Below are 25,008 nucleotides of genomic sequence, written 5' to 3'. Positions count from 1 at the left end.
CTGCGTCAAAGCTAGAACAAAGCTCCCAGCTGTGCAATCGCCAACGGCGCCTAGGGCGCGGGGATAGGGTAAGCCTGATGGATGGCTTCGAGTTCCCGAAGGAGTTCCTTATCAAGTTTGAGATCCACGCTCGCAATGTTTGTACGCAGCTGTTCCATGGTGGTCGCGCCGATAATATTACTGCTGAGAAACTCTCGACTGTTGACAAAGGCAAGCGCCATTTGCGAGGGATCAAGACCCGCTTTTTCCGCGAGAGCGACGTAGGCATCGGTGGCGGCTTCGGACTGCGCGTTGCTGTAGCGGCTGAAACGCTCGAAACGCGTCAGCCGGGCACCGGCGGGGCGGGCGCCTCCGCGGTATTTGCCACTCAGCATGCCAAAAGCAAGGGGCGAGTAAGCCAGAAGCCCCACCTTTTCGCGGATAGCCATTTCAGCGAGACCGACCTCAAAACTCCGATTGAGAAGGCTGTAGGGGTTTTGTATGGACTGCACCCGCGGCAGGTTCTTTTCCCGGGAGACCCGCAGGTACTCCATGACGCCCCAGGGCGTTTCGTTGGAGATGCCGACGGTACGCGCTTTGCCTGCAGTGACCAGTTCTCCCAGTGCGGAAAGCGTTTCTTCGATGGCAATGCCATCATCAGCCCGATGACGGTAGCCCAACTGGCCAAAGAAGTTGGTAATGCGCTCGGGCCAGTGCACCTGATAAAGATCCACGTAGTCCGTCTTTAGCCGTTGCAGTGAGCTGTCCATGGCTGCATGAATGTGTTCCCGGGACAGGCGCGGCCCGTCGCGGAGATGGTCGAAGTCGCCGCCCGGCAGGCTTCTCCCCGCGACTTTGGTGGCGATGACTAGATCGTCGCGCTTACCCCGGTTTTCCAGCCAGCGGCCAATGATGCTCTCGGTCTCGCCCTGAGTTTCCGCGCGGGGAGGTACAGGGTACATCTCAGCAGCATCAAAAAAGTTCACGCCCTGGCTGACGGCGTAATCCATCTGCTGGGCGGCTTCGTCGTAGCTGTTCTGCTCCCCAAAGGTCATGGTGCCCAGACAGATGAGGCTGACATCAATGTCGCTGTTACCGAGTTTTTTGTATTCCATAGTGAAAACGTTTCCTACTATTGTGGTGATGGAGGGGCCGCTGTCCCGGTCCTTGCCAGGGCCCAGACGGGCTCAATCGTCAGTGTGCCAGCGTTGTACTTCAGGAACACCCTCAGGATCCTGATGAATGACGATGTCCGCGCCGGGGTAATGATCAAGAATCGCGGTTTCGACCTCCTCCGCTATGTGGTGGGCTGCCACCAGGGAGATATTCTTGTCCATTTCCAAATGGAGTTGGATGATAGACGTGCGCCCCGACTGCCGCGTCCGCAGATCATGCATTCCCCTTACCTCCGGATGCGCAAGGGCAATGCCGGTGATCCGTTCCTGATCCATTTTTGGGAGCTCCCGATCCAGTAACTCGTTCAGTGCCTGGCGAAGTATCTCTCGCGTGGACACCAGGAGGTATCCGGCGATCAGTAACGCAAAAATCGGGTCTGCCTGAAGGATGCCCTGGCCGGCCAACAGCAATGCCAGCAGCGTGGCCGCGTTACTGAGTAAGTCGGCCCGGTAGTGAACCGAGTCCGCATGAATCGCGGTGGACCCCGTTTGGCGCACAACATAGCCCTGAAAAACAATCAGACATGCGGTAATCACCAGGGACATCAACATCACGATAACGCCCGGTTTGACCGCGAGCATCGGTACCGGCGACAACAGTCGATGGAGTGCCTCATGTATGAGAAAAGCGCTGGTGGCCAGAATAAACACTGCCTGAATCAATGCCGCCAGGGACTCTGCCTTGCCGTGACCGAAGCGGTGGTTTTTATCAGCGGGGGCGAGGGCGTAGCGCACGGCGATGAGGTTGATCAGGGATGCCGCCGCATCCATCAGGGAGTCCATAAGCGATGCCAGCAGACTTACGGCACCGCTTTGAAGATAGGCAAAGAGCTTGACGCTGATGAGCAGACAGGCTGTTGCCACGGAGGCCAGGGTGGCAAGCCGCAACAGCCGCGCAGGGTCTTTTACATCGCCCGGAGAATTAGCCATTGGCTCTGGTCTTTAGCTGCACGAGGGTTTAAGTCCGAGGCTTGAATGCGTACAGTCGCACCCTGAATTTGACGAGTTATTCTATCACCATGTTTCTAACGCGCTCAGCGACCGCGATACCTTTATATCCACTGTTCATCTTTCCCTTCGCCTTCCTCGCGTCGCCTGCCTCGGCGTTGCCGCAGGCTGGCACGCTGGAGGAGGTGCGAGTCGTTGGTCGCCGCGACGTTTTACTCCCATCGCTGGGAGCGGGAACGACGGACTTGATTGCCTTTGATGAGCAGGTGTCGATGAACCGTACCGTCGGTGACTGGCTTGAGCAGTTGCCCGGTGTCAGTCTGAATGGTCAGGGTGGGCTGTTTCAGGCTTACAGTATCCGCGGCTTCAGTCGTTGGCGGGTCCGGACGGAGCTCAATGGCGTACCGATCATCACAGATCGACGCGCGGGTAATTCTGCCTCTTTTGTGCCCCCGGATCTTATTGCTCAGGTTGCCGTCAACAAGTCAGCGTCGTCGACCTTATATGGATCCGGCGCCATGGGGGGCGTAGTCAACCTTGATTCCCGAATCGAGGAGGGGCGGTCCCTCCGGGCCGAGGGCGCCAGTAATGGCGGGCAATTTGCCCTGACGGCGCTCAGCGGTAATCCCGGCGGGCTGTCCGCGGGCCTGAGTGTCCGCAAAGCGGAAGATAGCGATGCGCCGGACGGTCGCAAGCTGAATACTGCGTTTGAGCAGGTGGCGGCTACCGTCACGGGGAGTAGTGAACTGGGCTCTCTGAGCCTGGACTATCGTTGGCTCGGCAGCGTGAGCCGGGATGTCGGCAAGAGCAATGCTTTGTTTCCCGAACGCAGAATCAGCAGCTACCCCAGTGACGATCACTCCGTGACCCAGCTGGAGCTCCGCGCTGACGGTGACTGGTTTATCCGCGCGTACCACCATTTGCAGGACTGGGAGGCAGATGTCGAGCGTGTCGGGGAGCGTCGTAACCTCACGAGCTATCGGGCACACACCGTGGGCGGTCTTTTTCAGGCCAATACCCGGCTGTTGTCCGGCGAGGGTAGCGTCGGCGCAGAGTGGGTCGGTCGGCGCGGCGTCGCCATTGACGATGAAGAATTCACCCCGGATGGCACGCTGCTCATAGAGCAGGCCCTGGTGAGGGGGGAGGAGGATACCGTCGCACTCTTTGCGGACCAGCAGTGGCGCCTGGGCGCCATGGAAATCAGCGGCGGTATGCGCTACGACCATATGGACCAGTCATCCAGGTCGCAGAGTAACGCCGATGGACAGTGGTCCGCGAGCGCCGCCGTGGATTACGGCCTGGGTGACAGCTGGACGCTGCGCGGCGAGCTGGCCTCGGGCTTTCGTTTTCCCGGCCTGAGTGAGCGCTACTTCAACGGTACAACCCCTCGGGGCGAGGTGCTCGGCAATCCGGACCTGGAAGCGGAAACCCGACGCAGCGGTGAGCTGGCGCTACAGTTTGCACCTCTGGTGTCAACGCTGAAGGCCGGCGCTGCGGTGTATTACAGCGATCTGGAGGACTACATCGAGCGATACCCTGTGGGACCGGAGCTCGTCTCCTATCGCAACCTCGATGGCGCAAGTATCCAAGGCCTGGAACTGGATGTGGGTTTTCAGACGGGCGTCGTGCATCACCGGCTCAGTTATCAGTGGCAGGAGGGCGAGGACGATGAGGGCAATACCCTGGCGGACCTCAATCCTCCCTCCCTTCGGTATTTTTTTAGCTGGGAACAGGAGCAGCGTGGCTTTTACAGTGACCTGAGTTACCGGGAGTCCCGGGAAGAGTTTGGCGCAGATGAGCTGCCCCTGGCTTCGGCGGTGATCTGGAACGCGCGCTTCACCCAGCGTGTGGCCAGGCGCTGGCAGGCCGAGCTCTTCCTCAGCAATATCCTCGACGAAGAATACCGCTCCACTGCAGATGATGTGGCACCCCTGCAGCCGGGCAGGACCTTTGGTATTCGGCTGGAGTGGCGCGAGAGCTGAGCCTGGCGCGACTACTTAAGTATCTTCAGGAAAAATCACAGGGGTTTGCCCCGGCGTCCACGGGGGATGCTTGGCCATCACCGCCTTGAACAGCGGGTGATCCAGAAGGCTGTCCAGCCAGCGACGAAGATGCGGGTAGGGTGATTCGTCGAACCAGGCCCTGTCGACGCCGGCAAACTGGCGGATGAAGGGAAAGATCGCAATGTCCGCAAAGCCTTCCTGTTGTCCCCCGAGCCAGGGAGCCTCCGACAGCCGCCATTCAAGTTCTCGCAAAAAGCTGCAGGCCTCCTCGCGATACTTGTGAGGCGGGTGTTCCGGGTGGCGGTCGGCGTACTTGTACTTGTCGAGACAGGTTTTAAAGCGACCGTCATTCTCTGTTATCAGTGGGTCGCGATCCCCGTAGTCCCCTTGAGTCAGCCAGGCGTTCGGGTCCCTATGACCAAGAGTCCAGCGCATAACATCGATGCTCTCATCAATCACCCTGCCGTCTGGGAGAGCCAGAACGGGCACCGTGCCTTTTTGCGAAAGCGCGAGCATCGCCGGGGGCTTGTCCTTGAGAAGCACCTCGCGAAGCTCCACAGGGACGTCCGCATAGGCCAGCGTCATACGCGCGCGTATGGCATAGGGGCAGCGTCGGAAGCTGTATAGAACAGGATGCCCGGTCATGGCCGTTGCGTTCGCAGGAGGCGTGTCTCTGTGCTTTGACAGTGCATAGTGGCGACGGTGGGTCTGCTATCTGTGGGCTTAGTCGATGTACTGCCAGGTTTCTGCGCCATCGAAGGTGCGCAGGGTCAGCTGTGCCGTGACGTCCGGAGACAGCATACGGGCATTAACTGCCACGCGCCGGGGTGCTTCATCGATAAGGGATTCATAGTGGGTCATGCAGCCACAATGGGCGCAGTGCTGAAAGGCGATGCCTTTGTCGCCCCAGACGTAGGACACCAGCTTGCCGGGAGTCGCAGTGACCGATGCGCTCTGATCATCAAGATAGGCCCAAAGCGCGCCATAGCGTCTACATATGGAACAGGTGCAGGCCGTGACCGTGTCCGGTAGGTCAGTAATCGCGATGGTAATCGCACCGCAGTGGCAGCTGGCTTCGGGCATGATGGTGTCCTTTACAAATCTAGGCGGTCATACCGCCATCGACCATATAGGTGGCGCCGTTGAGAAAGCGGCTCTCCTCGCTGGCTAAAAACAGCATCAGGTTTGCGACGTCTTCGGGATCCGCGTAGCGCTCCATGGGGATCGCGGACTTGATCGCTTCGTACTGTGCCGTGGGATCTTCGGGCATCAGACCCGATTCCAGGGAACGCATCATGCGTCCCTCCACGGGAGACGGGTTTATGGTGTTTACCCGGATGTTCTGAGGGCCGCCCTCTTTGGCGCAGGCTCGCATGAGTCCGATAACGGCGTGTTTACTGGTGCCGTAGGCACAGATACCCGGCGTGGCGCTGACGCCTGCCACAGAGGAGGTGATCACGACGCTGCCACCGCCACCGGCAGCCATGACGGGGAAGACATGCTTGATGCCAAGGAAAACCCCCATCACGTTGACATCAAGCACCTTCTGAAAGCTCTGCAGGTCGAATTCGCTCACGGGGGCGGATGGGCCCTCCACACCGGCGTTGGCGAGGAGCACGTCCACACCGCCAAATGCCCCTACCGTGGCGGCGACATAGGCCGCCGTATCGGTCTCTGAGGTGACATCGGCGACGGTGTATCGAAGGTCATCCTCACGGCATTCGGAGGCGATGTCCCGCAAACTACTCTCATCCAGATCGACGAGCATGACTTTGGCGCCCGCGTCTACGAAGCGCCGGGCCGCGACTTTGGCGATGTCGCCGGCGCCACCGGTGAGGATCACGGTCTTATCTTTTACGCCTTGCATGGTTTTTCTCCTGTTATTTTTTTTGTGTGTTTTAACCGATGGTATCACCGAGGAGGCGCAGCCAGTTGAGACCCAGGAGGCGCTCAATGTCTTTCGAGGCACAGCCTCGGCCCTCCAGCACCGCCATGAGGTTGCGGTAGCGGTCGGTGGTGTCGAGGGCGGGAATCCAGGGCGGCCAGCGGAGCTCGTAGCTGGGTTTGAAGTAACCCGTACGCGGAACAAACCACTCCTCATAGGTGGCCCAGGGGGAAATGCCCTGGGGCGGATAGTCCGTAGAGATGCCGATGTGTTCTATGCCTGCGACATTTACTGCATGCTCGATATGGTCGGCATAGTGCTCGATGGTGGTGTCGCCGCCGGGATCGGGGCCGACGAAGTAGCCGAGGGCCACCATGCCAATCACCCCGCCTTTCTCCGCGCAGTTTCGCATCTGTTCATCGGTTTTAGCCCGGGGATGACTGCGCAGGGCATCGCACATGGTGTGGGTGATACCTACGGGTCGCTGGGAAAACGCGATGCCGTCCAGGGTGGTCTGATCGCCGCAGTGGGAGAGGTCGATGAGCACGCCGGTGTCATTCATGCGCTCCACCACTTCCAGGCCGAAGTCCGAGAGCCCCGCATTGGTTCGTTCCAGACAGCCATCACCCACGAGATTGCGGAAGTTGTAAGTGAGTTGAAACGATCGCATGCCCAGGGCGTACAGCGCATCGATGTTATCAACGTCACCGTTGAGCATGGTCGAGTTCTGAAAGTTCATCATCACGGCGGTGCGCTTGGAGTCCTTTGCGCGCCGAAAATCTTCTGCCTGTAGAGCGAACATCAGTTGGTCGCTGTGATTTTCAATACGCTTTCGCCAGTCCAGGAGCGCATCAATCGCCGTTTGCAGGTTCTTGCGCGGCAGGCTCTCGATGATGCCCGAGTAATTCGCCGCGCGAAGAGCCGCGAAAACCTCCTCTCCCCATTCCTTGCCAAAGCACAGGGCATCGATAACCAGCATGTCTTCATAGCTTTTATCCGGGCCGCTGTCCGCAGCGCCGGGGAGGGCCTGACTCGCCAACACGGCGGCGGCCCCCTGAATAAATGTGCGTCGATTTGTGTCCCATTTCATGTGCTATTCACCTCCGTGGTTGGGGGCGTTGCAAAAGATCGGAGCCCCGGTGGCCAGTCTACCCCCAGAGTAAAACCGGTTCCGTGCCCGCGGTCGATAGTTTTTCGTTTACTATTTTGCCCCTCTTTGACAGCGAGCCTCTTCCTTCATGATTGATCTGCGTAGTGACACCGTCACCAAACCCACCCGGGCAATGCTTGAGGTCATGGGGGAGGCGGAAACCGGGGACGATGTTTACGGCGAAGACCCCACGGTTAATGCGCTGGAACGCTTCGCTGCGGCACTCACGGGCAAGGAAGCTGCGGTGTTTGCGCCCACGGGCACCCAGTCCAATCTCCTGGGGCTCCTCAGTCACTGCGGGCGAGGGCATGAGTATATTGTGGGGCACACGGCGCACACCTATATGTATGAGGGCGGCGGCGCGGCGGTACTGGGGGGTATACAGCCCTGCCCCTTGCCCTTTGCCGCGGACGGGTCTTTGCCTCTGGATGCCGTGGAAAAAGCCATCAAGCCCGATGATGCGCATTTTGCCATCACCCGACTCGTGTGCCTGGAAAACACCCAGGCCGGAAAGGTATTGCCCCTTGATTATCTCCAGCGTTACAGCGAGCTGACCCGGCAATGGGGTCTCAAGCGGCATCTTGATGGCGCGCGGCTGTTTAATGCGGCGGTAGCCCTGGACGTACCCGTGGCTCAGATCTGTCAGTACTTCGATACGGTATCTATCTGCCTGTCCAAAGGTCTTGCCTGTCCCGTGGGCTCTCTCCTCGTCGGTGACGAGGACGCAATCCGCAGCGCAAGGCGCTGGCGCAAGATGCTGGGTGGAGGCATGCGCCAGGCAGGGATTCTTGCGGCGGCGGGGCTCTATGCGCTGGAAAACAATGTCCAGCGTTTACGGGAAGATCACGACAAGGCGCGGCGCGTGGCGGATGCCCTGGCCAGCCTTCCCGCCTTCACACTCCAGGCGGCCCCCCAGACCAATATGGTGATGCTCGATGCCGCGACGGATGTGGAGTCCCTGGCGAGGCATCTCGAAAGCGATGGTATCCGCACAGCGGGCACACGCTGGGTCTTTCATCAGGACGTTTCCGACGATGACGTCGATCGGCTTATTGAGAGTTGTCGACGCTTCCGTTGAGGATCACGAGTTCCCTCAGTTCGCTTTAACCACCGCCAGGAATGCCGCAGCGTATTTATCGCGCTTGCGGTCACCCACGCCGGAGATGGCGGCAAATTCTGCGACGCTGGCGGGGCGCTGCTCGCAGATGAGTTGCAGGGTGCGGTCGTGGAAAATGATGTAGGGCGGTATGCCCTGATCCTCCGCGAGCTGTCGACGACACTCCCGCAGGGCCTCCCAGAGACCGACATCGATGTGCTCGGGCAGTACATTTTTTGTGGTGCGACGAGCGCTGCTGCCCTTGGGGTCCTGGCGCAGAAGCACCTCAACCTCGCCTCGCAGTACGGCACGCGCGGGCTCCTGCAGGCAGAGGGCGCCGAAGCGTGTCATGTCCACGCTCAGTAATCCCCGGGCAACCAGTTGTCGAAAAACCGATTTCCACTGCCGTGTATCCAGGCCCTTGCCCACGCCGAAGGTAGGTAGCTGATGATGATCGTTTTGAAAGATCTTGTCGTTTTCAGAGCCCCGTAACACATCGATGAGATGGTTGACGCCAAAGCGCTGGCCCGTGCGGTAAACCGCTGAAAGGGCCATCTGGGCCGCCTCTGTCCCATCCCAGGTGGCTACGGGGTTCAGGCAGCTATCACAGTTCCCGCAGGGTTTTTCCAGGGGTTCATCAAAGTACGCCAGGAGTGCCTGCCGTCGACAGCTGGTGACCTCGCAGAGACCCAGCATGGCGTTGAGGCGGTGTTGCTCTTCCCGCTTGTAGATTTCGCTGCCCTGGGACTGATCGAGCATCTGACGAAGGGTAATGACGTCCTGGAGCCCATACACCAGCCAGGCATTGGCCGGCAGGCCGTCGCGACCTGCGCGCCCCGTTTCCTGATAATAAGCCTCAACGGTTTTTGGCAGGTCGAGGTGCGCCACAAAGCGTACATCGGGTTTATCAATGCCCATGCCAAAGGCAATGGTGGCGACGATGATGATGCCGTCCTCCCGCAAAAACCGCCGTTGATGATCGGCGCGGGTGTCCGCGGGAAGTCCCGCGTGATAAGGAAGGGCTTTAAAGCCCTGATCCACCAACCAGCGCGCGGTTTCGTCGACGCGTTTACGCGAGAGGCAGTAAACGATGCCCGCATCATGCCGGTGCTCATTCTGCAAGAAGCGCAGTAGCTGGCCCCGGGGATTGTCCTTGAGGGCGATGCGGTAGCAGATATTCGGGCGGTCAAAGCTGACGAGGAAGTGTCGCGCTGTCGTTAGATTCAGCCGCTCGGCAATCTCCTGTCGCGTTCGCGCGTCTGCCGTCGCCGTAAGGGCGATGCGGGGTACCTGGGGATAGCGCTCGTGAAGTGCGCTGAGCTGCAGATAGTCCTCGCGAAAATCGTGGCCCCACTGGGATACGCAGTGAGCTTCGTCGATGGCAAAGAGGGCCGGTGTCATCTGATCCAGCAGGGCAAGCATCCTGGGTTGCAGGAGGCGCTCTGGAGCGACATAGAGCAAATCCAGACGATCATCGAGCCAGTCCTGCTCTATGGACCGCGCCTCCTCGGGGGCAAGGCTGGAGTTGAGGTAGGCGGCGCGCACGCCGAGTTGCTGCAGCGCTTCTACCTGATCCTGCATCAGCGCAATAAGGGGCGAGACAACGATGGCGCAACCCTCGCGAAGGAGGCCCGGTATCTGGTAGCAGAGGGACTTGCCGCCGCCCGTGGGCATGATGACCAGGGCGTCCTCCCCGCGGAGAAGCGTGGTGATAATTTCCTGCTGGGGCGGCCTGAATGCCGGGTAGCCGAACACGTGCTGGAGCGTGTTCAGCGCCTCAGCGGTGTGATCGGTATGCCTGTCTTCTGCTTGCAGTGGACGCCTCGTTAATCCTGGCGCTGCGTTCTGGACTCATCGCTGTACTCATCGTTATACAGCGATGGCCCCCGGGCAGTGTTAGCTGGCGCTTTTGCTCGCCGCTGATTTTGCCTTGGGTGCTGCCATGTTCGCCTGGCCGCTAACGCCGGACTTGATCTGCTCGATTTCTCCGCCGGCTTCCAGAAAAGCCTTCACTTTATCTTCCAGGGAGGAGGAGGTCTCTACCGCCGCCGGGGGTTTCTTTTTGCCGGCAGTTCTAAGGGGTTTCTTGGCCATGACTAGGGATTCACTATGTTTTCGACACAATTTTCGGCCAGCCAGCATAGCAAATTATGGACTCAAGAGCCCGCACTAAATTGCGCTGCTGCGTGCCCTGGCTCGTTCACCGCCCTCACAACCAGTCCGTCAAAGCGATGCCGATGCCGATCCGGTTGTTGTAATTCTCCATGTCGATAAGATTTTCCCCGTATCCGGAGTAGAGTTGAACAAATCCCTTGAGTCGCTTGAACAGGGGGAAGGTGTAATTCACTTCCAGGCCGCTGCGATTGGGGCTACTGAGATTGTTTTTCAGTCCTATGGCAACGGTATGGCGCTCGCGTTTGTGCACCAAACCCAGTTGGAGCCTGCCCATGTAATCCTCGATATTGGGATTGTCATCCACATCGGCCGGTTCACTGATGCGTGCCCAGGTCTTGGCAGAGACCACCCAGTTGCCGCGATCGAGGGCGAGTTCTGCGGTAACCCGGTTCCAACTCCTGGACAGGGGTTCCGAGCGGCCGTTGGACTGGTGGTTGATGGCCAGGGTAGTGGTTCGGGCGTTCCAGCCAAACACCTTGAAGTCTACGGGCAGCTGCCAGAAAACCTCTGGCTGGTGGTTGGTTTCCCGAAAGGGCGCCGACGCATCATCCTCGGCATAAAGCTGCCAATAGGATTGCTGGGTGTAAGCCGCCCACACCGACGAATCCCGCCAGAGGCCCTCGGCAAGACGTGTTTTCAGGCTGAGCTGCATTTTGATCTCGTAGTCACTGAAGCTCTCCTCCAGGGGGCCGAAATCAGAATAGTCCGGGTTGCTGCTGAAGGTCATGGGCAGGATGTAATTGGGATGGTGAGGAGTGATCGAGAACCACTGATCCGTGAGGGTGTCTTCCTGCTCAATGCGGGCTTCGATGAGCGACAGGGACGGGAGCGCCTCACTGAGGAGTTCCACCTCACCGGCGGCGTTGACCTCGGGAAGCTCCTCGGGTGTGAAATAGCTGTCAAAACAGTTCAGTCGGGCATCGGCGTCGGCGATATAAGCGCAGGTTTCCGGGCTTCCAAAAGCCATGGACCCATAGAGCAACGCCAGGACTGAGGCGATGCCACAGAGGTTTTTCGTAGTATGGCGCAGCGTTATTTTCATAAACAGAAACTCGGGGTCGGAGGCGTGCCAGCAACAGAGGTGGGGAGGCTAAAAAAACGACGATACCAGATCGGAGGCCCCCTGCCTGCCATAAATTGACGCCTACGGGGGCTGTACAGCCTTTGTCTCTCCCGACAAAATACGCGCCCTCTCATTCCTTGGAATAGCTTTATGGCCTCTTTGTCTGATGCCCTTACGTTTAAAAGCGGGGCCATCATGCCCAATCGCTTTATGCTGGCGCCTCTCACCAACCTCCAAAGTCATTCCGACGGCACCCTCAGTGATGACGAGTATCGTTGGCTGAGCAAACGTGCTGAGGGCGGCTTTGGTCTCACCATGACCTGCGCCTCCCACGTGCAGGCCGTGGGCTGCGGGTTTCCCGGCCAGCTGGGCTGTTTCTCTGATGAGCATCTTGAAGGCTTGGGTCGCCTTGCTGCCGCTATCAACGCGGAGGGCAGTGTGTCGGTCCTGCAGCTTCATCATGCGGGTATGCGGTCGCCCGAGGCGCTTATCGGTGAGCAGCCCCATTGCCCCAGCGACAATGAAAAGACCGGTGCCCGGGGTTTGTCCCACGAGGAGGTGTTGCGCTTGCGAGACGATTTTATTGCCGCTGCGGTGAGGGCTCAAAAAGCCGGTTTCACCGGCGTGGAACTCCACGGCGCGCATGGCTATGTACTGGCTCAGTTCCTGAGTCCCACTATCAATCTGCGCGATGATGAGTACGGTGGCTCCCTGGAAAATCGCAGCCGACTGCTCCTGGAAATTATCGATGGCGTGCGAGAGCGATGCGGCGCTGACTTCCTCCTGGGCGTGCGTCTGTCGGCGGAGCGTTTTGATATACGCCTCGCCGAGATGCGGGACCTGGCACAGCAATTGATGCGTGAGGGAAACATCGATTTTCTGGACATGTCCCTGTGGGACTCCTTCAAGGAACCCGAGGAAGAGGGCTTTGAGGGGAAGACCTTACTGGAGTGCTTCACGGAGCTGGATCGAGGGGACGTGCTTCTGGGAACCGCGGGAAAAATCCGCAGTGCCGAAGATGCCCGCCGTTGCATTGAAGCGGGTGCCGATTTTGCTGTCGTCGGCCGCTCAGCCATTTTGCATCACGATTTTCCCCGACGAGTCTTGTCTGACCCGGCGTTTCAACCCGTCTCGAATCCGGTTACCGCCGAGTATCTGCGCAAGGAGGGTCTCGGGGAGGCCTTCATTGAATACATGGCCTCCTGGAAGGGCTTTGTCGAGGCTTGATGGCGGGGGGCGGCCTTTTTTATGAGGCCTTTCCCGCGATCTTTGCGAGGACGCAGCGGTCATGCCCTTTAGACATCACCCGGCGCTGCGCTGCCCTCTGGATGGTTTGCCCATGGAGTGGGATAGCCACAGCTTGCGCTGTCCCAACAAACACAGCTTCGATAGAGCACGACAAGGTTACTGTAATCTGCTGTCGGCGCAGGACAAGCGCTCTAAAGACCCCGGCGACAGTCAGCCCATGATTGCTGCCCGTCATCGGTTCCTGGAGGCGGGGCATTATTACCCCGTAGCAGAGGGTATTGCCCAATTACTACTGCCCTATGTTGATTCCAGCCGTCTGGTTGTCGATGCGGGCTGTGGTGAGGGGTATTACCTGAACCATCTTCGTGATTGCGTTCAGGCAGCGGGATTATCGGAGCCTGGGATCCTGGGGTTCGATATTTCGAAATGGGCCTTGCAGGTGGCCGCGCGGCGTTTTCCCGGCACCTGGTTGGTCGCCAGTAATCGCAATATCCCCCTCGAGGATGCGTCCGCTGACCTTGTTATGGACATGTTTGGCTTTCCGGATTTTCCTTCCTTTTCCCGCGTACTCAAGAGCAGCGGTCTGCTCCTGCGGGTCCAGACGGGGCACGAGCATCTCAGAGAACTGCGGGAACTGATCTATCCGCAGCTAAAGGCCCAAAGGCCTGCTTCCGATATACCAAAAGGCTTTACGCTGCGCGAGAGAGCGGCGCTCACATTCAAAACGGCAGACCTTGATCAAGAGGTCATCGCGGATCTTCTCTTGATGACACCGCATTTCTTTCGGGCGTCTGCCGAGGGTAGGGCTCGCGTTGCGGCAGTGAGCTCTCTGGCAGTGACCGTAGATGTCTCCCTGACGCTGTTACAGCGGGACTAAATTTTTAAAGCCCGGTTTGCCGGCTCAGCTCAGGTAACCCATGAGTTTCTCGGCAGCAATCATTCCCTGCTCCTGCAAGCCCTGTATAAACGCGGCGTCTGCCTCCGCGCTGGTTTTCGGGGAGCTGAAGCCATCCAGGCGCGCTGCTTTCATCCATGCCATCAGCGCTGGATCCTCTTGCCAGGCCAGTCCGTTAACGAGATCGGCGAGCATATTGCGAAGATAATCGGTATCACAGTCTGGGTGGGGGACGGGCGTGCAAAAACGATTTTTCTCAGCCTGATCCTTCTCCGACAATTCGATATGGGCAATGAACGCCGCGCTGAACACCTGCTGGCAGGTCCGCACAGACTGGAGAGTGATTCGGCCATCCCTAAACACAGGCTCCGGAGGACGGCGGGCGAGACCGTCCGCCGTGCAGTCCACAAACAGGGTTTGTGCACCATAGTTATGCGTACCCTGCTCCAGCACGATACGTTCCCGCTCAATACGTTCTACCCGGCCCAGGCGCAGGACATTCTTGATGCTGCGGAGTTTCTCGATTTCAGTTTTTGTGACTGTAGCGCAGCGAAACATCGTGGGAGCCTCGGATTCGTCGATGCGCAGGACGAGTCCCGCGGCCTCGGCCCGTGCGAAGAAATCATCGACGGACTCGGATTCCGCCACCACCCTGACCTGCATCTGGGAGAGCGTCTGAATGGACTCCTCAAAGAGCTCTCCCGCCTGGGCATAGGCACGATCCCACAGCCAGGCTTCTCGGGGTTTTATCCAGGAGATGGCGTCAGGGGAAACGCCGCTATCCAGTAAAAACAGGCAGGCATCGAAGCTTGTCTTGCCCGCGCCGATGACCGTGTAGTTCGCGTACTCGCCTCGCAAAGTCGTGAGAGCGTTGGGCGCAACGCAATGCACGCCATCGGCAACAGCGTAGGCAGGGGCGGCCATCGCAGGTACCTGCACGTTCATAAATGTGGCATCGACCACGGTGCCGGCCTGAATGCGGTGTATCTCCGGTGAGGTGAGGGACTGAATGTTGCCGTCTCCACGGTATTCACTCATGGGGAAATATTGCAATCTGCCGGTGCCAAGGAACTCACGCATAAGCTCGTCGTAATAAGCACAGATCTCAGCCTTGCTCGCCAGCTCATAAAGGCCCTTGTTGTTGCCCCGGGTGTCAATGCGATCTTTACCCAGGGGGCGGGAGTTGACGCCGTAAAAACTGGAGGGTTGGTGGAGGCGCACATAGGAGTAGGCCAGGTTCCAGTGACCCCCGGGTTGATGGTAGCGGTCGACCATCGTGATCGTGGCCTCGGACTCATGCATGAGCACGTCGGCGAAGGCCATGCCCATGGCACCGGCGCCCACAATCAGATAATCCGTGTTCTGTGTTCTCATTGCCGACTCTCCATTATTCTTTTGATTGTCTTATCGGGATCTCTTCACCGCGGCCTCTTCACCATGGTCTCTTCGCCACGGTCTCTTCGGAAAGAGCGACAGGGCGCGCGATAGAGGCTGACACAGCAGGATTTGTCGCAACACCTTCGTCCCTCTGTGAACCGCCAGTCTGTGTCATTATTGGCAGCGGATATTGAGTTCACAAACAACTGCCTCGTAAGTGTTGGGGAGCAGGGGGATAAAAACAATGGAACGACTCCAGAAACTGATGATTGGCAACGCCTTTCTCGTGATCGTGATGAGCATGTTTGCAGGCTTTATGCTGGGCTTCGGACTCATCGGCGGTCTGGAGCTTTATCCGGGCAAGATCGTAGCCATGCCTTACTACGGTACGGCGGAGGGTTGGGCCCGTGCCCATTCCGGTGGCTTGAGCAATGGGCTGTTGGTCCTGGCGGTGGCCTGGGCCCTCCCCAAGATCCCCCTGAGCAATCGCATGCGCAACATCACCGCCTGGGGTTTTATTTATATCGCCTGGGCAAATACGGTCTTTTACTGGGCGGGCAATGCCGCCGGTAGTCGCGCCCTGAGCTTCGGTGACAATCCCCTCGGCGCAAGCAACCTTTTTGGTGTTCTGGGTTTCGGTCTGGCGTTTGCCGGGGCGCTGCTCATCGTTTACCTGCTCCTTGTCGCCGCCATCAGCACCTTTCGTAGTGCCTGAGGAAAAATAATGCAACGACTGACTGCTACTTTGTTTCTGATCTTCTCCTGCGCCCTTATGTCGATGATGCCGGCCTCTGTTTTTGGAGAGGCATCCTCGGACACGCAAGGGTCTGTTTATGTGGATTCGGAGGATCCCATGGCCGATGTGCAGCGTGCTTTGGAAAAGGCAAAACAGACCGACAAGCTGCTGCTTCTGGTGCTGGGTGCCCAGTGGTGTCACGACAGTCGGGGGCTGGCCGAGAAATTCACTGATCCTGCCGTTGCCGCTGTTTTAGACGCTCATTATGAAACGGTTTTTATCGACGTGGGCTATTTTAAAGACCTCCGCGAAGTGACGCGGCGTTTTGATCAGGCGCATTACTTCGCCACGCCCACGGTGATGATCGTCAATGCGCAAAGCGAGCGCCTGATCAATCGCGAGGATATGCATATCTGGGGCTCTGCCGATTCGGTACCCCTGGAGAAATACGCAGAGTATTTCGCGGCCTATGCGGCCAATCCCTCACCAGCCTTTGTGCCCCTGCCCCCTGCGCAGGCGTCTGTTGTGGCTGCCTTCGAAGAGCGGAATGCGCGACGCCTCCAAAGTGCCTACGAGCACCTGGTGCCTGCCATGCGCAGGGAGGACGAGACGGGGAGGGCAAGCGATGCGTTTTTGGCGCAGTGGCGCGAAGTCTGGCGCTACCGCAGCAGCCTGCAGAGGGATATCGTTACCCTGCGACAGGAAGCGCAAAAGACGCCCGAAAGCGAACAGCGCTTACCAGAATACGCGCCCTTCAGCTGGGAAGCTTCGGGTTCCGCTCAGCCCGATTCCTGATTTGAAGCTGCCTCAGGAAGCGAGGGCGGTAGTGCTCAGGGCTTCCTGATGGGCAAGATATTCGTCGTAGCTACCTTGAAAATCCACTAGTTCGCCATCGCGGATATCGACGATACGCGTCGCGAGAGACGAGACAAACTCCCGGTCATGGCTGACAAAAATCAGGGTGCCGTCGTAGTGCTCGAGGGCGAGGTTAAGGGCTTCGATGGATTCCATATCCAGGTGATTGGTGGGCTCATCCAGAAGAAGCACGTTGCTATCCATCATCATGAGCTTTCCGAAGAGCAGTCGATTTTTTTCGCCGCCGGAACACACCTTTGCCTTTTTCAGAAAGTCGTCCGAAGAAAACAGCAGGCGTCCCAGGGTCGCCCGCACGATCTGGTCATCGTGACTGGGCTTGCGCCACTGACTCATCCAGTCAAAGAGGTTCAGGTCCGTGTCGAATTCGTCGTTAGTATTCTGGGGGCAGTAGCCCAGGGTCGCACTCTCGGCCCATTTGATGCGACCGGCCATGGGTTCTAATTGCCCCATCAGGCAGCGGAGGAGCGTGGTCTTTCCCGCGCCATTCTCACCAATGACTGCGAGGCGGGCGCCGGCCTCCAGAATGAGACTTCCGTTTTCAAACAGCGGCCCCTCGTCAAAACCATGGCCGAGGTCCTCTATCACCACCGCCTGACGGTGAAGCTTTTTCTCCTGCTTGAAGCGGATGTAGGGGCTGACGCGACTCGAGGGCTTAATGTCGTCGAGCTTGATCTTCTCAATACGCTTGGCGCGGGATGTTGCCTGCTTTGCCTTTGAGGCATTTGCCGAGAAGCGCGATACAAATTGCTTGAGATCGGCGATCTCGGCGCTCTTCTTGGCGTTCTGTGATTGCAGGCGTTCCCGTGCGGCTGTGGAAGCCGTCATAAAATCGTCGTAGTTCCCCGGATACACGCGCAGCTCACCGTAATCGATATCAGCCATGTGTGTGCACACGGCGTTGAGAAAGTGCCGGTCGTGGGACACGATGATCATGGTGGACTTGCTCTGGTTAAGCACGCTTTCCAGCCAGCGGATGGTATCGATGTCCAGGTTGTTGGTCGGCTCGTCCAGAAGCAGAATGTCAGGATCCGAAAACAATGCCTGGGCCAGCAGCACGCGAAGCTTCCAGCCCGGTGCCACCTCGCTCATGGGGCCGTGGTGCAGCTCCTTTGCGATACCGGCACCAGTGAGGATTTCCTCCGCGCGGCTTTCGGCAGAGTAGCCGTCTAATTCGGCGAACTGGACCTCCAGGTCCGCCACGCGCATGCCGTCCTCTTCGGACATGTCGGGGTTCGAGTAGATCCGATCCCGCTCCTCCTTGATGGCCCAGAGTTCCTCATGACCCATCATTACCGTATCGACCACCGTGAATTCTTCGTAAGCGAACTGGTTCTGGTTCAGTTTACCCAGGCGCTCGTTCGGCGATATCGATACGTTGCCCGAGGTGGGTGTCAGACTCCCGTCGAGGATTTTCATGAGCGTTGACTTGCCGCAGCCGTTGGCGCCTATGAGGCCGTAGCGGTTGCCGTCGCCAAATTTTACGGAAATGTCCTCAAAGAGAGGCTTTGCAGCGAACTGCATGGTGATGTTAGCGGTGGAAATCAATGGTGGAATCCTGAAATTAGAGCTGACGCGCCGAAGGCTGGCCCGGCGGTAGTAAGGCGGTATGGGGAAGTCACCACCTTAATTGAGTACGGGGCACGGGTCGAGAAAAGTCCATGGGAATAATGCGCGTCACAGTGGTGATTCGTTTTGGCAATGAGCGTGTCGAGATAAAGCCTTGCTGAGGCTTGTCCCTGGCATCTTTTTTTTCAAGAGGCTTTGCTTGCTCTCCTGAATCCTGGAAGCGACGGTGCAGATAAGGCTGATGAGAGTGATCTGAGGGACTTGTTCTGGCCGCGCTGGTTCTGGAAAGTGCCATCGGTATTTACTGCTACCTCCGGTCATTTTTCAGATGAGTCAGAAGCCTGGGGAAAGCAGGAACGCTATAGCTGCGGATTTATCCAGGAGTATCGTCGCGCTGTTCCTGATCCTGGTGATCTTGCTGCTGGGTATCTTGCCGCAGCTATTGATGGATCAGATTCGAGGCGTATGTTAGTAAGGTTGACGCGAGGGGCGTTGGGAGGAAAAAAATGCTGAAGTCAGTGAGTTTGCGAGATTATATGGTAATGCACCCGGTGACGGTTAAACCGGATATGAGTATTTTTGAGGCGATGACCATCATCAGCGACAACAAAATTTCAGGATTGTGTGTTGTTGAGGATGATCATCAGCTGGTGGGCGTCCTTTCGGAGATGGATTGCCTGCGCGCTGTACTCAGCGCGGTCTACAACAAGGGTGGCTTCGGTCCCGTTCGTGATTACATGACCGCAGAGAATCTTATCGTGGCCCATCCGGGAGAAGACGTTGTCGATGTTGCTCAGGATATGCTGCGACAGAACAAGCGCCGGCGTCCGGTGGTAGAGGATGGACGTCTCATCGGACAGATCACCATCCGAAACCTGCTCAAGGCGGTGCAGGAGTTTCAGGGGGCGGGTAAATCCTGACAATAGCGTTTCAGGGTCGGTGTAAAGCCCGGTTCCGGGCGACCCGGAACCGCCGATAGGTTAGGATAGCGCCCTGAACAGAAAGCACGGGTAGCACCATGGGTCGCGAAATCGGTCGATTTCATACGATGGAAATCCTTGAGATAGGCAGGCACAGCGCCATTCTCGACGGCGGGGATTGGGGACGTTTATCTATGGATCTCCGCCTCTGCCCCGACACGGCAGAGCCCGGCGATGGTCTCGAGGTTTTTGTCTATCTTGATGCCAGCGGCCAGCCCGCGGTGACCACGGAAAAACCCGCTGCGCAGCTGGGAGAGGTCGCCTGGGTTGAGGTCGTCGAAGTCAATGATCTCGGCGCTTTTGTGGACTGGGGTTTGCCGCGGGATCTCTTTGTCCCCTTTGCAGAGCAGCAGCATGCCCTCAAGAAAGGCAGCCACACTCTCGTGAGGGTGTATCTCGACAATCAGGGCCGACTGGCAGGGTCCACGCGGGTGGATCACTGGATCGACGACAGCTCAAGCGCCCTGCAACAGGGGCAAAAGGTCAGTTTAATGATCGCCGAGCGAACGGAGCTGGGCTACAAGGCCATTATCAATCATCAGTGCTGGGGACTGCTTTACAGCAATGAGCTTTATCAGCGCGTTCGCAAAGGGCAGGTGCTGACGGGTTTTGTGCAGCGTATCCGCAATGATGGTCGTATTGATCTCTCCCTTAACCAGCCCGGCTTCAGTAGAACCAAAATGGATGAAGTCTCGGCCAAAATCCTCGCACGCATGGAAGAAAACGACGGCTTCCTGTCGCTGACGGATAAAAGCCCGCCCCGGGAGATTTACGCCGTGTTTGGCGTGAGTAAAAAGGTGTTCAAGCAGGCGATCGGCGCTCTCTATAAGCAACGCATCATCACGCTGGAGACGGACGGTATTCGTTTTCTCTGAGCCAGGGGCGGAATTCTTTGCTTTTATTTATTCCCAACTCTGTTAGTGTGCGCACCTTCGAGGCGTACTTCGGTCTGCGCCACAGCTAAGCCCACGCATTCTGCTGGCGCTAGCATCTATAGCAATCCCAGTCTGGACCGAAGCTCTGCCTAAACGGTGCACCTTGTTTCAGGGCCGCTGCGCAGGTCAGTCAGACGATTTGCAAGACAAAATCAGGAATACATTACGTGTTATTTAAAGATCTCAGCCTTTCGGCTGAATTGCTGCGCGCAGTAGAAAAGCAAGGTTACGACAAAGCCACCCCCATTCAACAAAAAGCGATTCCCCTGGTACTCGAAGGCAGCGACCTTCTTGCCGGCGCCCAGACCGGCACGGGTAAAACGGCGGGTTTTACCCTGCCCATGCTGCAGCGCTTGCAGAACAAGTATCCGGGTACGGCGAAAAGTTATCCCAAGGCTTTGGTGTTGACTCCCACGCGGGAACTGGCAGCGCAGGTCCATGAGAGCGTTCGGGATTACGGTGCCTATCTGCCGTTCAAATCAGCGGTCATCTTTGGGGGTGTCAGCATCAATCCCCAGAAGCAGAAGCTCATCAAGGGTGTCGATGTCGTGGTAGCGACCCCCGGTCGTCTCCTGGACCATGTGCAGCAGCGGAGCATTGACCTGTCGAAAATCGAGATTCTCGTCCTCGACGAGGCGGACCGTATGTTGGATATGGGCTTCATTCACGATATCCGACGGGTGATGAAAGTCATTCCAAAGCAACGACAAACCCTTCTTTTCTCTGCGACATTTTCCAATGAAATCAAAAAGCTCGCGTCAGAGTTTCTGGAGAACCCCCAACAGATCCAGGTCACCCCGCAGAACACCGCGACGAAGCTCGTGAGCCAGCGGGTGTACCCCGTCGATAAGGGACGAAAGCGTGAGTTGTTGTCTCAGCAGATCGGTGAAGGCAACTGGCAGCAGGTCCTTATTTTTACCCGAACGAAGCACGGAGCCAATCGCCTTGCGGAGCAGCTGAGTAAAGATGGCATAAGCTCCGCAGCCATTCATGGCAACAAGTCCCAGGGAGCGCGTACGCGGGCCCTGGCCGAATTTAAATCCGGAGCTATAAGAGCCCTGGTTGCCACGGACATTGCCGCGCGGGGCATTGATATCGACAAGCTGCCCCATGTCGTGAATTACGAGCTGCCCAATGTGGCGGAGGACTACATCCACCGTATCGGGCGCACCGCTCGGGCCGGTCAGGAGGGTCACGCCATATCCCTGGTGTGCGTTGATGAGTTGAAGCTTCTCCGCGATATCGAGAAGCTCCTGGGCTCAGCTATTGAGAAAGTTTATCTTCCCGGCTTTGAGATCGATCCCAGCATCAAGGCTGAGCCTATACAGAATGGCCGTGGCGGGCGCCAGAACAGCGGTGGTGGTCGTGGTAACGGGGCCGGTCGTGGCCGTTCCCAGGGTGGCGGTCGCCCCGGCGCGGGAGGGCAGAACGCCCGGCGTGGCAGCGGTGGTGGCGCTCGCGGCCGCAGCAGCAACAGCGGCAATCGGCGCACTGCCTGAGCAGTTGCGGTGTGAGTGCTTCTATCGCAGTATCCCCGTTCCTGACAAAAACAGCCGCGGGTCGGCGAGGATAGGCCAATGTTCCGACGAGTGTGGGTAAGCCTGGTAGCGATGCTTTTGCTGGCCAGCGCGTCAGCGTTCTCTGACGACCGTGGGGAGCTGGCGGCCCTTCTTGATGAGTTTCTGGCCGGCGCTTCGGTGAATGATGTGGCCGTGCATCAGCGTCTTTGGGCAGAGGACCTCATCTACACCAGTTCCAGCGGCGCGCGCTACGGAAAAGCCAGCATCATCGAGGGTATGGGAGAGCCTCCGGCGCCCAATGCTGAAACGCCGGTCTACACCGCTGATAAAGTGAACATCAATCTGCTTGATTCCGATATCGCGGTGGTGACTTTTCGCCTGGTGGCGGAATCTCCCGACGGTACCGTCGACTATTTTCTGAATACCGGCGTGTTTGAACAAAAGGCAGGCCAGTGGCGCGCCAGTACCTGGCAGGCTACCCGGGTTCCCGAGTAGAGCCCGGCTCAGTATTCCCAAAGCGCAATGCTGCCCCCGGGAGCGCACAGGTGCGGGAATCCGGGGCTTTGTGCTAAAGACAGGACGCTGCCTGGATGAACTCGGCTTTACTGCGTGAGCGCTTCGCGATTCCTGATCATGTCAGTATTCAGGATATCGCCCCCGATTACCCGGTGCTAGACATCCGTAACCCCCATGCGACGGCGCGCATTGCGGTGCACGGCGCCCAGGTATTGAGCTTCCAGCCCGAGGGTGAAGAAGATCTGCTCTGGGTCAGCAAAACAGCGGTTTTCGCGGAAGGTACATCGGTGCGCGGTGGTATTCCCATCTGCTGGCCCTGGTTCGGCAGGCATCCGAAGAAAGACATGCCATCTCACGGTTTCGCGCGTAATCGGTTCTGGACCCTATGCGCGGTGGAGCAACAGGACGATGGCCGCACGGTAGTGACTTTGTCCCTGGAAGATGATGCGCAAAGTCGCGCGATCTGGCCCCATGCTTTTCAACTGCAGCTACAGGTCTCGGTAGGTCGTAGTCTGTCCCTTGCGCTTACCATGAGAAACAAAGCTGCCGAGACCGTGGACCTGACCATGGCCTTACACACTTACTTCAGTACCGGTGACATTGCGCAGACAGCCGTGCGGGGTTTAGAGGGCAGGGTGTATATTGATGCTCTGCGAGACTGGCGGCGCTTTACGCAGGCAGGCGATGTGCGCGGGGGACTTTTTTATCTGGGCCTTTCCCAATGCGGGCAACCCACAGAAGGCGCAGCGCTACCCCCGAGAGTGGGCGCAGGCACTGAGGGAGATGGCGACGATGGAGGCCGAGCTGTTTCTTCCCGCTCACGGCCTGCCGATTTGCGGGAAAGAGCGTATCGCCTCGGTGCTGGATGATGTTGCCAGTGCCCTGGAGTATCTCGTAGGCGAGACCCTTGCGCTGATGAATGAGGGCGCAAGACTCAGCGATATTATTCACGGCATTAAGATACCGACCTCCCTTACGGACAAGCCCTGGCTTGCGCCGACCTATGACGAGCCGGAGTTCGTGATCCGCAACTTGTGGCGATTGTATGGTGGCTGGTATGACGGCAATCCGGCGAATCTCAAACCTGCCGCAGACAGTCGATTATCTCAGGAGCTTTCTGCTCTTGCCGGGGGTGCGCAGAAGCTGGCAAGCCGTGCCCTGGAGCTGAGCGACTCGGATATCCGCAGCGCCTGCCACCTGGTAGAGATGGCCAGTCTCGCGGAGCCGGAGAACGGCGCTATTCATGCGATACGGGCAGAGGTTTACCAACGCCGGAGGGCCGGCGAGACCTCGCTGATGGCCAAGGGAATTTACGGGGCAGCAGCCAATGAGTCCAAGGCTCGCCTGGAGTCGGAGTAGGTCCACCGTTAAAGCCACTGCTATGAAAGAGAAGAAAGAGACAAAAGAACAGGACGCTGCCATCGGGCAGGACTTCTTTCAGCAACTCCGGCGGATGACGAAGCGTCTGGCAAAGCGCCATGGGATCGAACTCGATCGCGCGGCGGATTACCTGCTGGCAGGTTCCCTGTTTACCGCTGCCGATATCTACGATGCAAGCATCGATGAAACCCTCGAGGTGATGCAGGAACTTGCCGTGTCAGTTCAGGTGGATGAGCTACGGGAAGAAACGCGCCATTGATGGAATCGCGAAGGTGCCACACTATCCCATTAACGCGCCAACCCCCGCGGCACCCAAAAGCCCGAAGGTCGGTAATATGCTCAAAACAAAGCCCAGGCCACGCTTGCTCGGGTCTTTGGCGTAGGCCGCTCCATAGAGAAAGCGCCCCAGGATGTAGACAGCGCCAATCGCCGCGATGATAGCATCGGGCCAATAAACCGCCGAGAGAAACAGTGCCGGCAAGAAGCAGACGAGTTGTTCAAGGGTGTTCATCTGAATTCGGAACGCTCGATCAAACATCTCATGGCCTGAGGTTGCCGGCGCGGCGACCCCATACTTTCCCCGGGCGCGCCCCACCATAATGCCGAAATAGAAAAACTGTAGAACAGAGATCACGGCCACGATATGTACGAAGTTCATAGGGTTCCTTGATGCTCACGGGGAGCAATAATTAATGGAATTCAGTGATGCTTGGGGTTAGTGGATGATGGGTTAGCAGGTAAAAGGAAGCAAAAGCAAGCGACGGTAAGCGATTGGAAACCACCAACCCTATGATCCCGTGGCGCCGGCGCTGATATTAACTCAACACCTTTTGTAACCAGGCCGATATCTCCGCAATCTCCTCGGGGCAGACGGCATGCTCCATGGGGAATTCACTGTACTCCACGGTGTACCCCATATCGGACAAACGCTGCTGCGCTACCTTGCCCTGCGCCACGGGGACCATTGGATCCAGGGTGCCGTGACAGATCTTAATGGGAATCGCCTTGTTAGCGCTGTTTGCCGTGATCGTGTCCTTGGTTGCAAAGTAGGTGGACAGGCAGAGCAGTCCCGCCAGAGGCAGCATATGGGTCAAAGCGGTTTGATAGGCCACGGCGCCACCCTGGGAGAACCCGGCCAACACGATGCGCTCACTGGGAATGCCGGCGTCGACTTCACGGTCGATTAACAGGCGAACTTTTTCCGCCGAATCAATGAGCTGGGCCGAATCCACCTTTCGTTCAATGTCCAAGGCCGTAATGTCATACCAGGCGGGCATCACATAACCGTTGTTAATCGTGATGGGGATTGACGGTGCATGGGGGAACACAAAACGTACGGCGAGTTCCCGTGGCAGCTTGAGCTCGGGGACTATGGGGGCAAAGTCATTGCCATCGGCGCCAAGGCCATGGAGCCAGATAACCGAAGCGTTCGCCGGAAGCTCGGGTTCTTTAACGATACAGGGTAGGAGCGCCATGCTGAGGGTCTCAATGGGGGAGTTATGAGG

26 protein-coding genes are annotated in these 25,008 nt (G+C 58.1%); 13 read left to right on the top strand and 13 right to left on the bottom strand.

Features of this window, described 5'->3' with window-relative positions:
• Positions 1-50 precede the first annotated feature (50 nt).
• Positions 51-1,094 (bottom strand): NADP(H)-dependent aldo-keto reductase, encoded by a 1,044-nt coding sequence (locus KT71_RS14515; RefSeq protein WP_008294617.1) that lies wholly within the window; start codon positions 1,092-1,094, stop codon positions 51-53.
• 72 nt (positions 1,095-1,166) lie between these two features.
• Positions 1,167-2,084: a cation diffusion facilitator family transporter gene (locus KT71_RS14510; protein WP_008294618.1), complete on the bottom strand. Its 918-nt coding sequence runs from the start codon at positions 2,082-2,084 to the stop codon at positions 1,167-1,169.
• Positions 2,085-2,173: 89 nt separating this feature from the next.
• On the opposite strand from KT71_RS14510, the gene KT71_RS14505 reads away from it, so the two are divergent.
• Entirely contained in the window at positions 2,174-4,084 is a 1,911-nt protein-coding gene (locus KT71_RS14505) for a TonB-dependent receptor plug domain-containing protein (RefSeq protein WP_023660122.1), read from the top strand.
• Positions 4,085-4,099: 15 nt separating this feature from the next.
• Here KT71_RS14505 and KT71_RS14500 read toward each other — a convergent pair whose 3' ends face one another.
• The 4 genes from KT71_RS14500 to KT71_RS14485 all read right to left on the bottom strand — a co-directional run bounded on the left by KT71_RS14500 (position 4,100) and on the right by KT71_RS14485 (position 7,080).
• The gene (locus KT71_RS14500; RefSeq protein ID WP_023660121.1) at positions 4,100-4,750 is read right to left on the bottom strand and encodes a glutathione S-transferase; all 651 of its coding nucleotides are present in this window, start codon (positions 4,748-4,750) and stop codon (positions 4,100-4,102) included.
• A gap of 78 nt (positions 4,751-4,828) precedes the next feature.
• Positions 4,829-5,188, bottom strand: a complete 360-nt coding sequence (locus tag KT71_RS14495) for a GFA family protein (protein ID WP_008294621.1) — start codon at positions 5,186-5,188, stop codon at positions 4,829-4,831.
• 19 nt (positions 5,189-5,207) lie between these two features.
• Complete coding sequence (locus KT71_RS14490) at positions 5,208-5,972, bottom strand: SDR family NAD(P)-dependent oxidoreductase (RefSeq protein WP_008294622.1); 765 nt, start codon at positions 5,970-5,972, stop codon at positions 5,208-5,210.
• Between the two features lie 31 nt (positions 5,973-6,003).
• Positions 6,004-7,080, bottom strand: a complete 1,077-nt coding sequence (locus KT71_RS14485) for a dipeptidase (protein WP_008294623.1) — start codon at positions 7,078-7,080, stop codon at positions 6,004-6,006.
• A 148-nt stretch (positions 7,081-7,228) separates the two neighbouring features.
• Here KT71_RS14485 and ltaE point away from each other — a divergent pair, with 148 nt between their 5' ends.
• Positions 7,229-8,218: a low-specificity L-threonine aldolase gene (gene ltaE / locus KT71_RS14480; protein ID WP_008294625.1), complete on the top strand. Its 990-nt coding sequence runs from the start codon at positions 7,229-7,231 to the stop codon at positions 8,216-8,218.
• 15 nt (positions 8,219-8,233) lie between these two features.
• On the opposite strand, the gene recQ is transcribed toward ltaE, so the two are convergent.
• The 3 genes from recQ to KT71_RS14465 form a co-directional block, all read right to left on the bottom strand.
• Positions 8,234-10,051 carry a DNA helicase RecQ gene (gene recQ / locus KT71_RS14475; RefSeq protein ID WP_152025252.1) on the bottom strand — a complete coding sequence of 606 codons (1,818 nt, stop codon included), beginning with the start codon at positions 10,049-10,051 and terminating at the stop codon, positions 8,234-8,236.
• Positions 10,052-10,132: 81 nt separating this feature from the next.
• Positions 10,133-10,330 (bottom strand): PFL_1563 family small protein, encoded by a 198-nt coding sequence (locus KT71_RS14470; RefSeq protein WP_008294628.1) that lies wholly within the window; start codon positions 10,328-10,330, stop codon positions 10,133-10,135.
• Positions 10,331-10,445: 115 nt separating this feature from the next.
• Complete coding sequence (locus KT71_RS14465; RefSeq protein WP_008294629.1) at positions 10,446-11,453, bottom strand: phospholipase A; 1,008 nt, start codon at positions 11,451-11,453, stop codon at positions 10,446-10,448.
• A gap of 171 nt (positions 11,454-11,624) precedes the next feature.
• On the opposite strand from KT71_RS14465, the gene KT71_RS14460 reads away from it, so the two are divergent.
• Both KT71_RS14460 and KT71_RS14455 read left to right on the top strand, forming a co-directional pair.
• The gene (locus tag KT71_RS14460; protein ID WP_008294630.1) at positions 11,625-12,701 is read left to right on the top strand and encodes an NADH:flavin oxidoreductase; all 1,077 of its coding nucleotides are present in this window, start codon (positions 11,625-11,627) and stop codon (positions 12,699-12,701) included.
• Between the two features lie 61 nt (positions 12,702-12,762).
• Positions 12,763-13,599, top strand: coding sequence for a putative RNA methyltransferase (locus tag KT71_RS14455; protein ID WP_008294631.1), 837 nt, complete (start codon positions 12,763-12,765; stop codon positions 13,597-13,599).
• Between the two features lie 24 nt (positions 13,600-13,623).
• Here KT71_RS14455 and KT71_RS14450 read toward each other — a convergent pair whose 3' ends face one another.
• The gene (locus tag KT71_RS14450; protein ID WP_008294632.1) at positions 13,624-14,991 is read right to left on the bottom strand and encodes a hypothetical protein; all 1,368 of its coding nucleotides are present in this window, start codon (positions 14,989-14,991) and stop codon (positions 13,624-13,626) included.
• Positions 14,992-15,238: 247 nt separating this feature from the next.
• On the opposite strand from KT71_RS14450, the gene KT71_RS14445 reads away from it, so the two are divergent.
• Both KT71_RS14445 and KT71_RS14440 read left to right on the top strand, forming a co-directional pair.
• Positions 15,239-15,709 carry a styrene oxide isomerase gene (locus KT71_RS14445; RefSeq protein WP_008294633.1) on the top strand — a complete coding sequence of 157 codons (471 nt, stop codon included), beginning with the start codon at positions 15,239-15,241 and terminating at the stop codon, positions 15,707-15,709.
• A gap of 9 nt (positions 15,710-15,718) precedes the next feature.
• A complete protein-coding gene (locus KT71_RS14440; protein ID WP_023660120.1) occupies positions 15,719-16,525 on the top strand; it encodes a thioredoxin family protein in 807 nt (268 codons plus the stop codon).
• A gap of 12 nt (positions 16,526-16,537) precedes the next feature.
• Here the strand turns inward: KT71_RS14440 and KT71_RS14435 are convergent, their stop codons facing one another.
• Complete coding sequence (locus KT71_RS14435; protein WP_008294635.1) at positions 16,538-18,151, bottom strand: ABC-F family ATPase; 1,614 nt, start codon at positions 18,149-18,151, stop codon at positions 16,538-16,540.
• A 527-nt stretch (positions 18,152-18,678) separates the two neighbouring features.
• Here KT71_RS14435 and KT71_RS14430 point away from each other — a divergent pair.
• The 7 genes from KT71_RS14430 (at position 18,679) to KT71_RS14400 (ending at position 23,762) form a co-directional block, all read left to right on the top strand.
• Positions 18,679-19,092 (top strand): CBS domain-containing protein, encoded by a 414-nt coding sequence (locus KT71_RS14430; protein WP_023660119.1) that lies wholly within the window; start codon positions 18,679-18,681, stop codon positions 19,090-19,092.
• Positions 19,093-19,190: 98 nt separating this feature from the next.
• Positions 19,191-20,027, top strand: a complete 837-nt coding sequence (locus tag KT71_RS14425) for a CvfB family protein (RefSeq protein ID WP_008294638.1) — start codon at positions 19,191-19,193, stop codon at positions 20,025-20,027.
• Positions 20,028-20,254: 227 nt separating this feature from the next.
• Positions 20,255-21,586, top strand: coding sequence for a DEAD/DEAH box helicase (locus tag KT71_RS14420; protein ID WP_008294639.1), 1,332 nt, complete (start codon positions 20,255-20,257; stop codon positions 21,584-21,586).
• Between the two features lie 78 nt (positions 21,587-21,664).
• On the top strand, positions 21,665-22,102 hold the full coding sequence (locus tag KT71_RS14415) for a nuclear transport factor 2 family protein (protein WP_023660118.1): 438 nt from the start codon (positions 21,665-21,667) through the stop codon (positions 22,100-22,102).
• Between the two features lie 95 nt (positions 22,103-22,197).
• A complete protein-coding gene (locus KT71_RS21100; RefSeq protein ID WP_008294641.1) occupies positions 22,198-22,992 on the top strand; it encodes a D-hexose-6-phosphate mutarotase in 795 nt (264 codons plus the stop codon).
• Entirely contained in the window at positions 22,916-23,482 is a 567-nt protein-coding gene (locus tag KT71_RS14405) for an alkyl sulfatase dimerization domain-containing protein (protein ID WP_238549427.1), read from the top strand. The genes KT71_RS21100 and KT71_RS14405 overlap by 77 nt, the downstream gene beginning before the upstream one ends.
• Before the next feature lie 22 nt (positions 23,483-23,504).
• Positions 23,505-23,762, top strand: coding sequence for a hypothetical protein (locus KT71_RS14400; RefSeq protein ID WP_008294643.1), 258 nt, complete (start codon positions 23,505-23,507; stop codon positions 23,760-23,762).
• Positions 23,763-23,783: 21 nt separating this feature from the next.
• Here the strand turns inward: KT71_RS14400 and KT71_RS14395 are convergent, their stop codons facing one another.
• Positions 23,784-24,161, bottom strand: a complete 378-nt coding sequence (locus tag KT71_RS14395; RefSeq protein ID WP_008294644.1) for an MAPEG family protein — start codon at positions 24,159-24,161, stop codon at positions 23,784-23,786.
• A 157-nt stretch (positions 24,162-24,318) separates the two neighbouring features.
• Positions 24,319-24,978: an alpha/beta hydrolase gene (locus tag KT71_RS14390; protein ID WP_008294645.1), complete on the bottom strand. Its 660-nt coding sequence runs from the start codon at positions 24,976-24,978 to the stop codon at positions 24,319-24,321.
• Between the last annotated feature and the right edge of the window lie 30 nt (positions 24,979-25,008).

The sequence above is a fragment of the Congregibacter litoralis KT71 genome (assembly GCF_000153125.2).
GTDB classification, from domain to species: Bacteria; Pseudomonadota; Gammaproteobacteria; order Pseudomonadales; family Halieaceae; genus Congregibacter; species Congregibacter litoralis.
Note: the sequence above shows the minus strand (reverse complement) of the source record. Positions and strands in the feature narration are given on the sequence as shown.

Coding starts and splice junctions, on each gene's coding strand:
- KT71_RS14510 (WP_008294618.1), bottom strand. CDS start 2,084: ATGGCTAATTCTCCGGGCGATGTAAAAGACCCTGCGCGGCTGTTGCGG.
- KT71_RS14445 (WP_008294633.1), top strand. CDS start 15,239: ATGGAACGACTCCAGAAACTGATGATTGGCAACGCCTTTCTCGTGATC.
- KT71_RS14500 (WP_023660121.1), bottom strand. CDS start 4,750: ATGACCGGGCATCCTGTTCTATACAGCTTCCGACGCTGCCCCTATGCC.
- KT71_RS14470 (WP_008294628.1), bottom strand. CDS start 10,330: ATGGCCAAGAAACCCCTTAGAACTGCCGGCAAAAAGAAACCCCCGGCG.
- KT71_RS14460 (WP_008294630.1), top strand. CDS start 11,625: ATGGCCTCTTTGTCTGATGCCCTTACGTTTAAAAGCGGGGCCATCATG.
- KT71_RS21100 (WP_008294641.1), top strand. CDS start 22,198: ATGAACTCGGCTTTACTGCGTGAGCGCTTCGCGATTCCTGATCATGTC.
- KT71_RS14440 (WP_023660120.1), top strand. CDS start 15,719: ATGCAACGACTGACTGCTACTTTGTTTCTGATCTTCTCCTGCGCCCTT.
- KT71_RS14400 (WP_008294643.1), top strand. CDS start 23,505: ATGAAAGAGAAGAAAGAGACAAAAGAACAGGACGCTGCCATCGGGCAG.
- KT71_RS14405 (WP_238549427.1), top strand. CDS start 22,916: ATGGAGGCCGAGCTGTTTCTTCCCGCTCACGGCCTGCCGATTTGCGGG.
- KT71_RS14485 (WP_008294623.1), bottom strand. CDS start 7,080: ATGAAATGGGACACAAATCGACGCACATTTATTCAGGGGGCCGCCGCC.
- KT71_RS14395 (WP_008294644.1), bottom strand. CDS start 24,161: ATGAACTTCGTACATATCGTGGCCGTGATCTCTGTTCTACAGTTTTTC.
- KT71_RS14505 (WP_023660122.1), top strand. CDS start 2,174: ATGTTTCTAACGCGCTCAGCGACCGCGATACCTTTATATCCACTGTTC.
- KT71_RS14465 (WP_008294629.1), bottom strand. CDS start 11,453: ATGAAAATAACGCTGCGCCATACTACGAAAAACCTCTGTGGCATCGCC.
- ltaE (WP_008294625.1), top strand. CDS start 7,229: ATGATTGATCTGCGTAGTGACACCGTCACCAAACCCACCCGGGCAATG.
- KT71_RS14430 (WP_023660119.1), top strand. CDS start 18,679: ATGCTGAAGTCAGTGAGTTTGCGAGATTATATGGTAATGCACCCGGTG.
- KT71_RS14415 (WP_023660118.1), top strand. CDS start 21,665: ATGTTCCGACGAGTGTGGGTAAGCCTGGTAGCGATGCTTTTGCTGGCC.
- KT71_RS14495 (WP_008294621.1), bottom strand. CDS start 5,188: ATGCCCGAAGCCAGCTGCCACTGCGGTGCGATTACCATCGCGATTACT.
- KT71_RS14490 (WP_008294622.1), bottom strand. CDS start 5,972: ATGCAAGGCGTAAAAGATAAGACCGTGATCCTCACCGGTGGCGCCGGC.
- KT71_RS14425 (WP_008294638.1), top strand. CDS start 19,191: ATGGGTCGCGAAATCGGTCGATTTCATACGATGGAAATCCTTGAGATA.
- KT71_RS14455 (WP_008294631.1), top strand. CDS start 12,763: ATGCCCTTTAGACATCACCCGGCGCTGCGCTGCCCTCTGGATGGTTTG.
- KT71_RS14390 (WP_008294645.1), bottom strand. CDS start 24,978: ATGGCGCTCCTACCCTGTATCGTTAAAGAACCCGAGCTTCCGGCGAAC.
- KT71_RS14450 (WP_008294632.1), bottom strand. CDS start 14,991: ATGAGAACACAGAACACGGATTATCTGATTGTGGGCGCCGGTGCCATG.
- KT71_RS14515 (WP_008294617.1), bottom strand. CDS start 1,094: ATGGAATACAAAAAACTCGGTAACAGCGACATTGATGTCAGCCTCATC.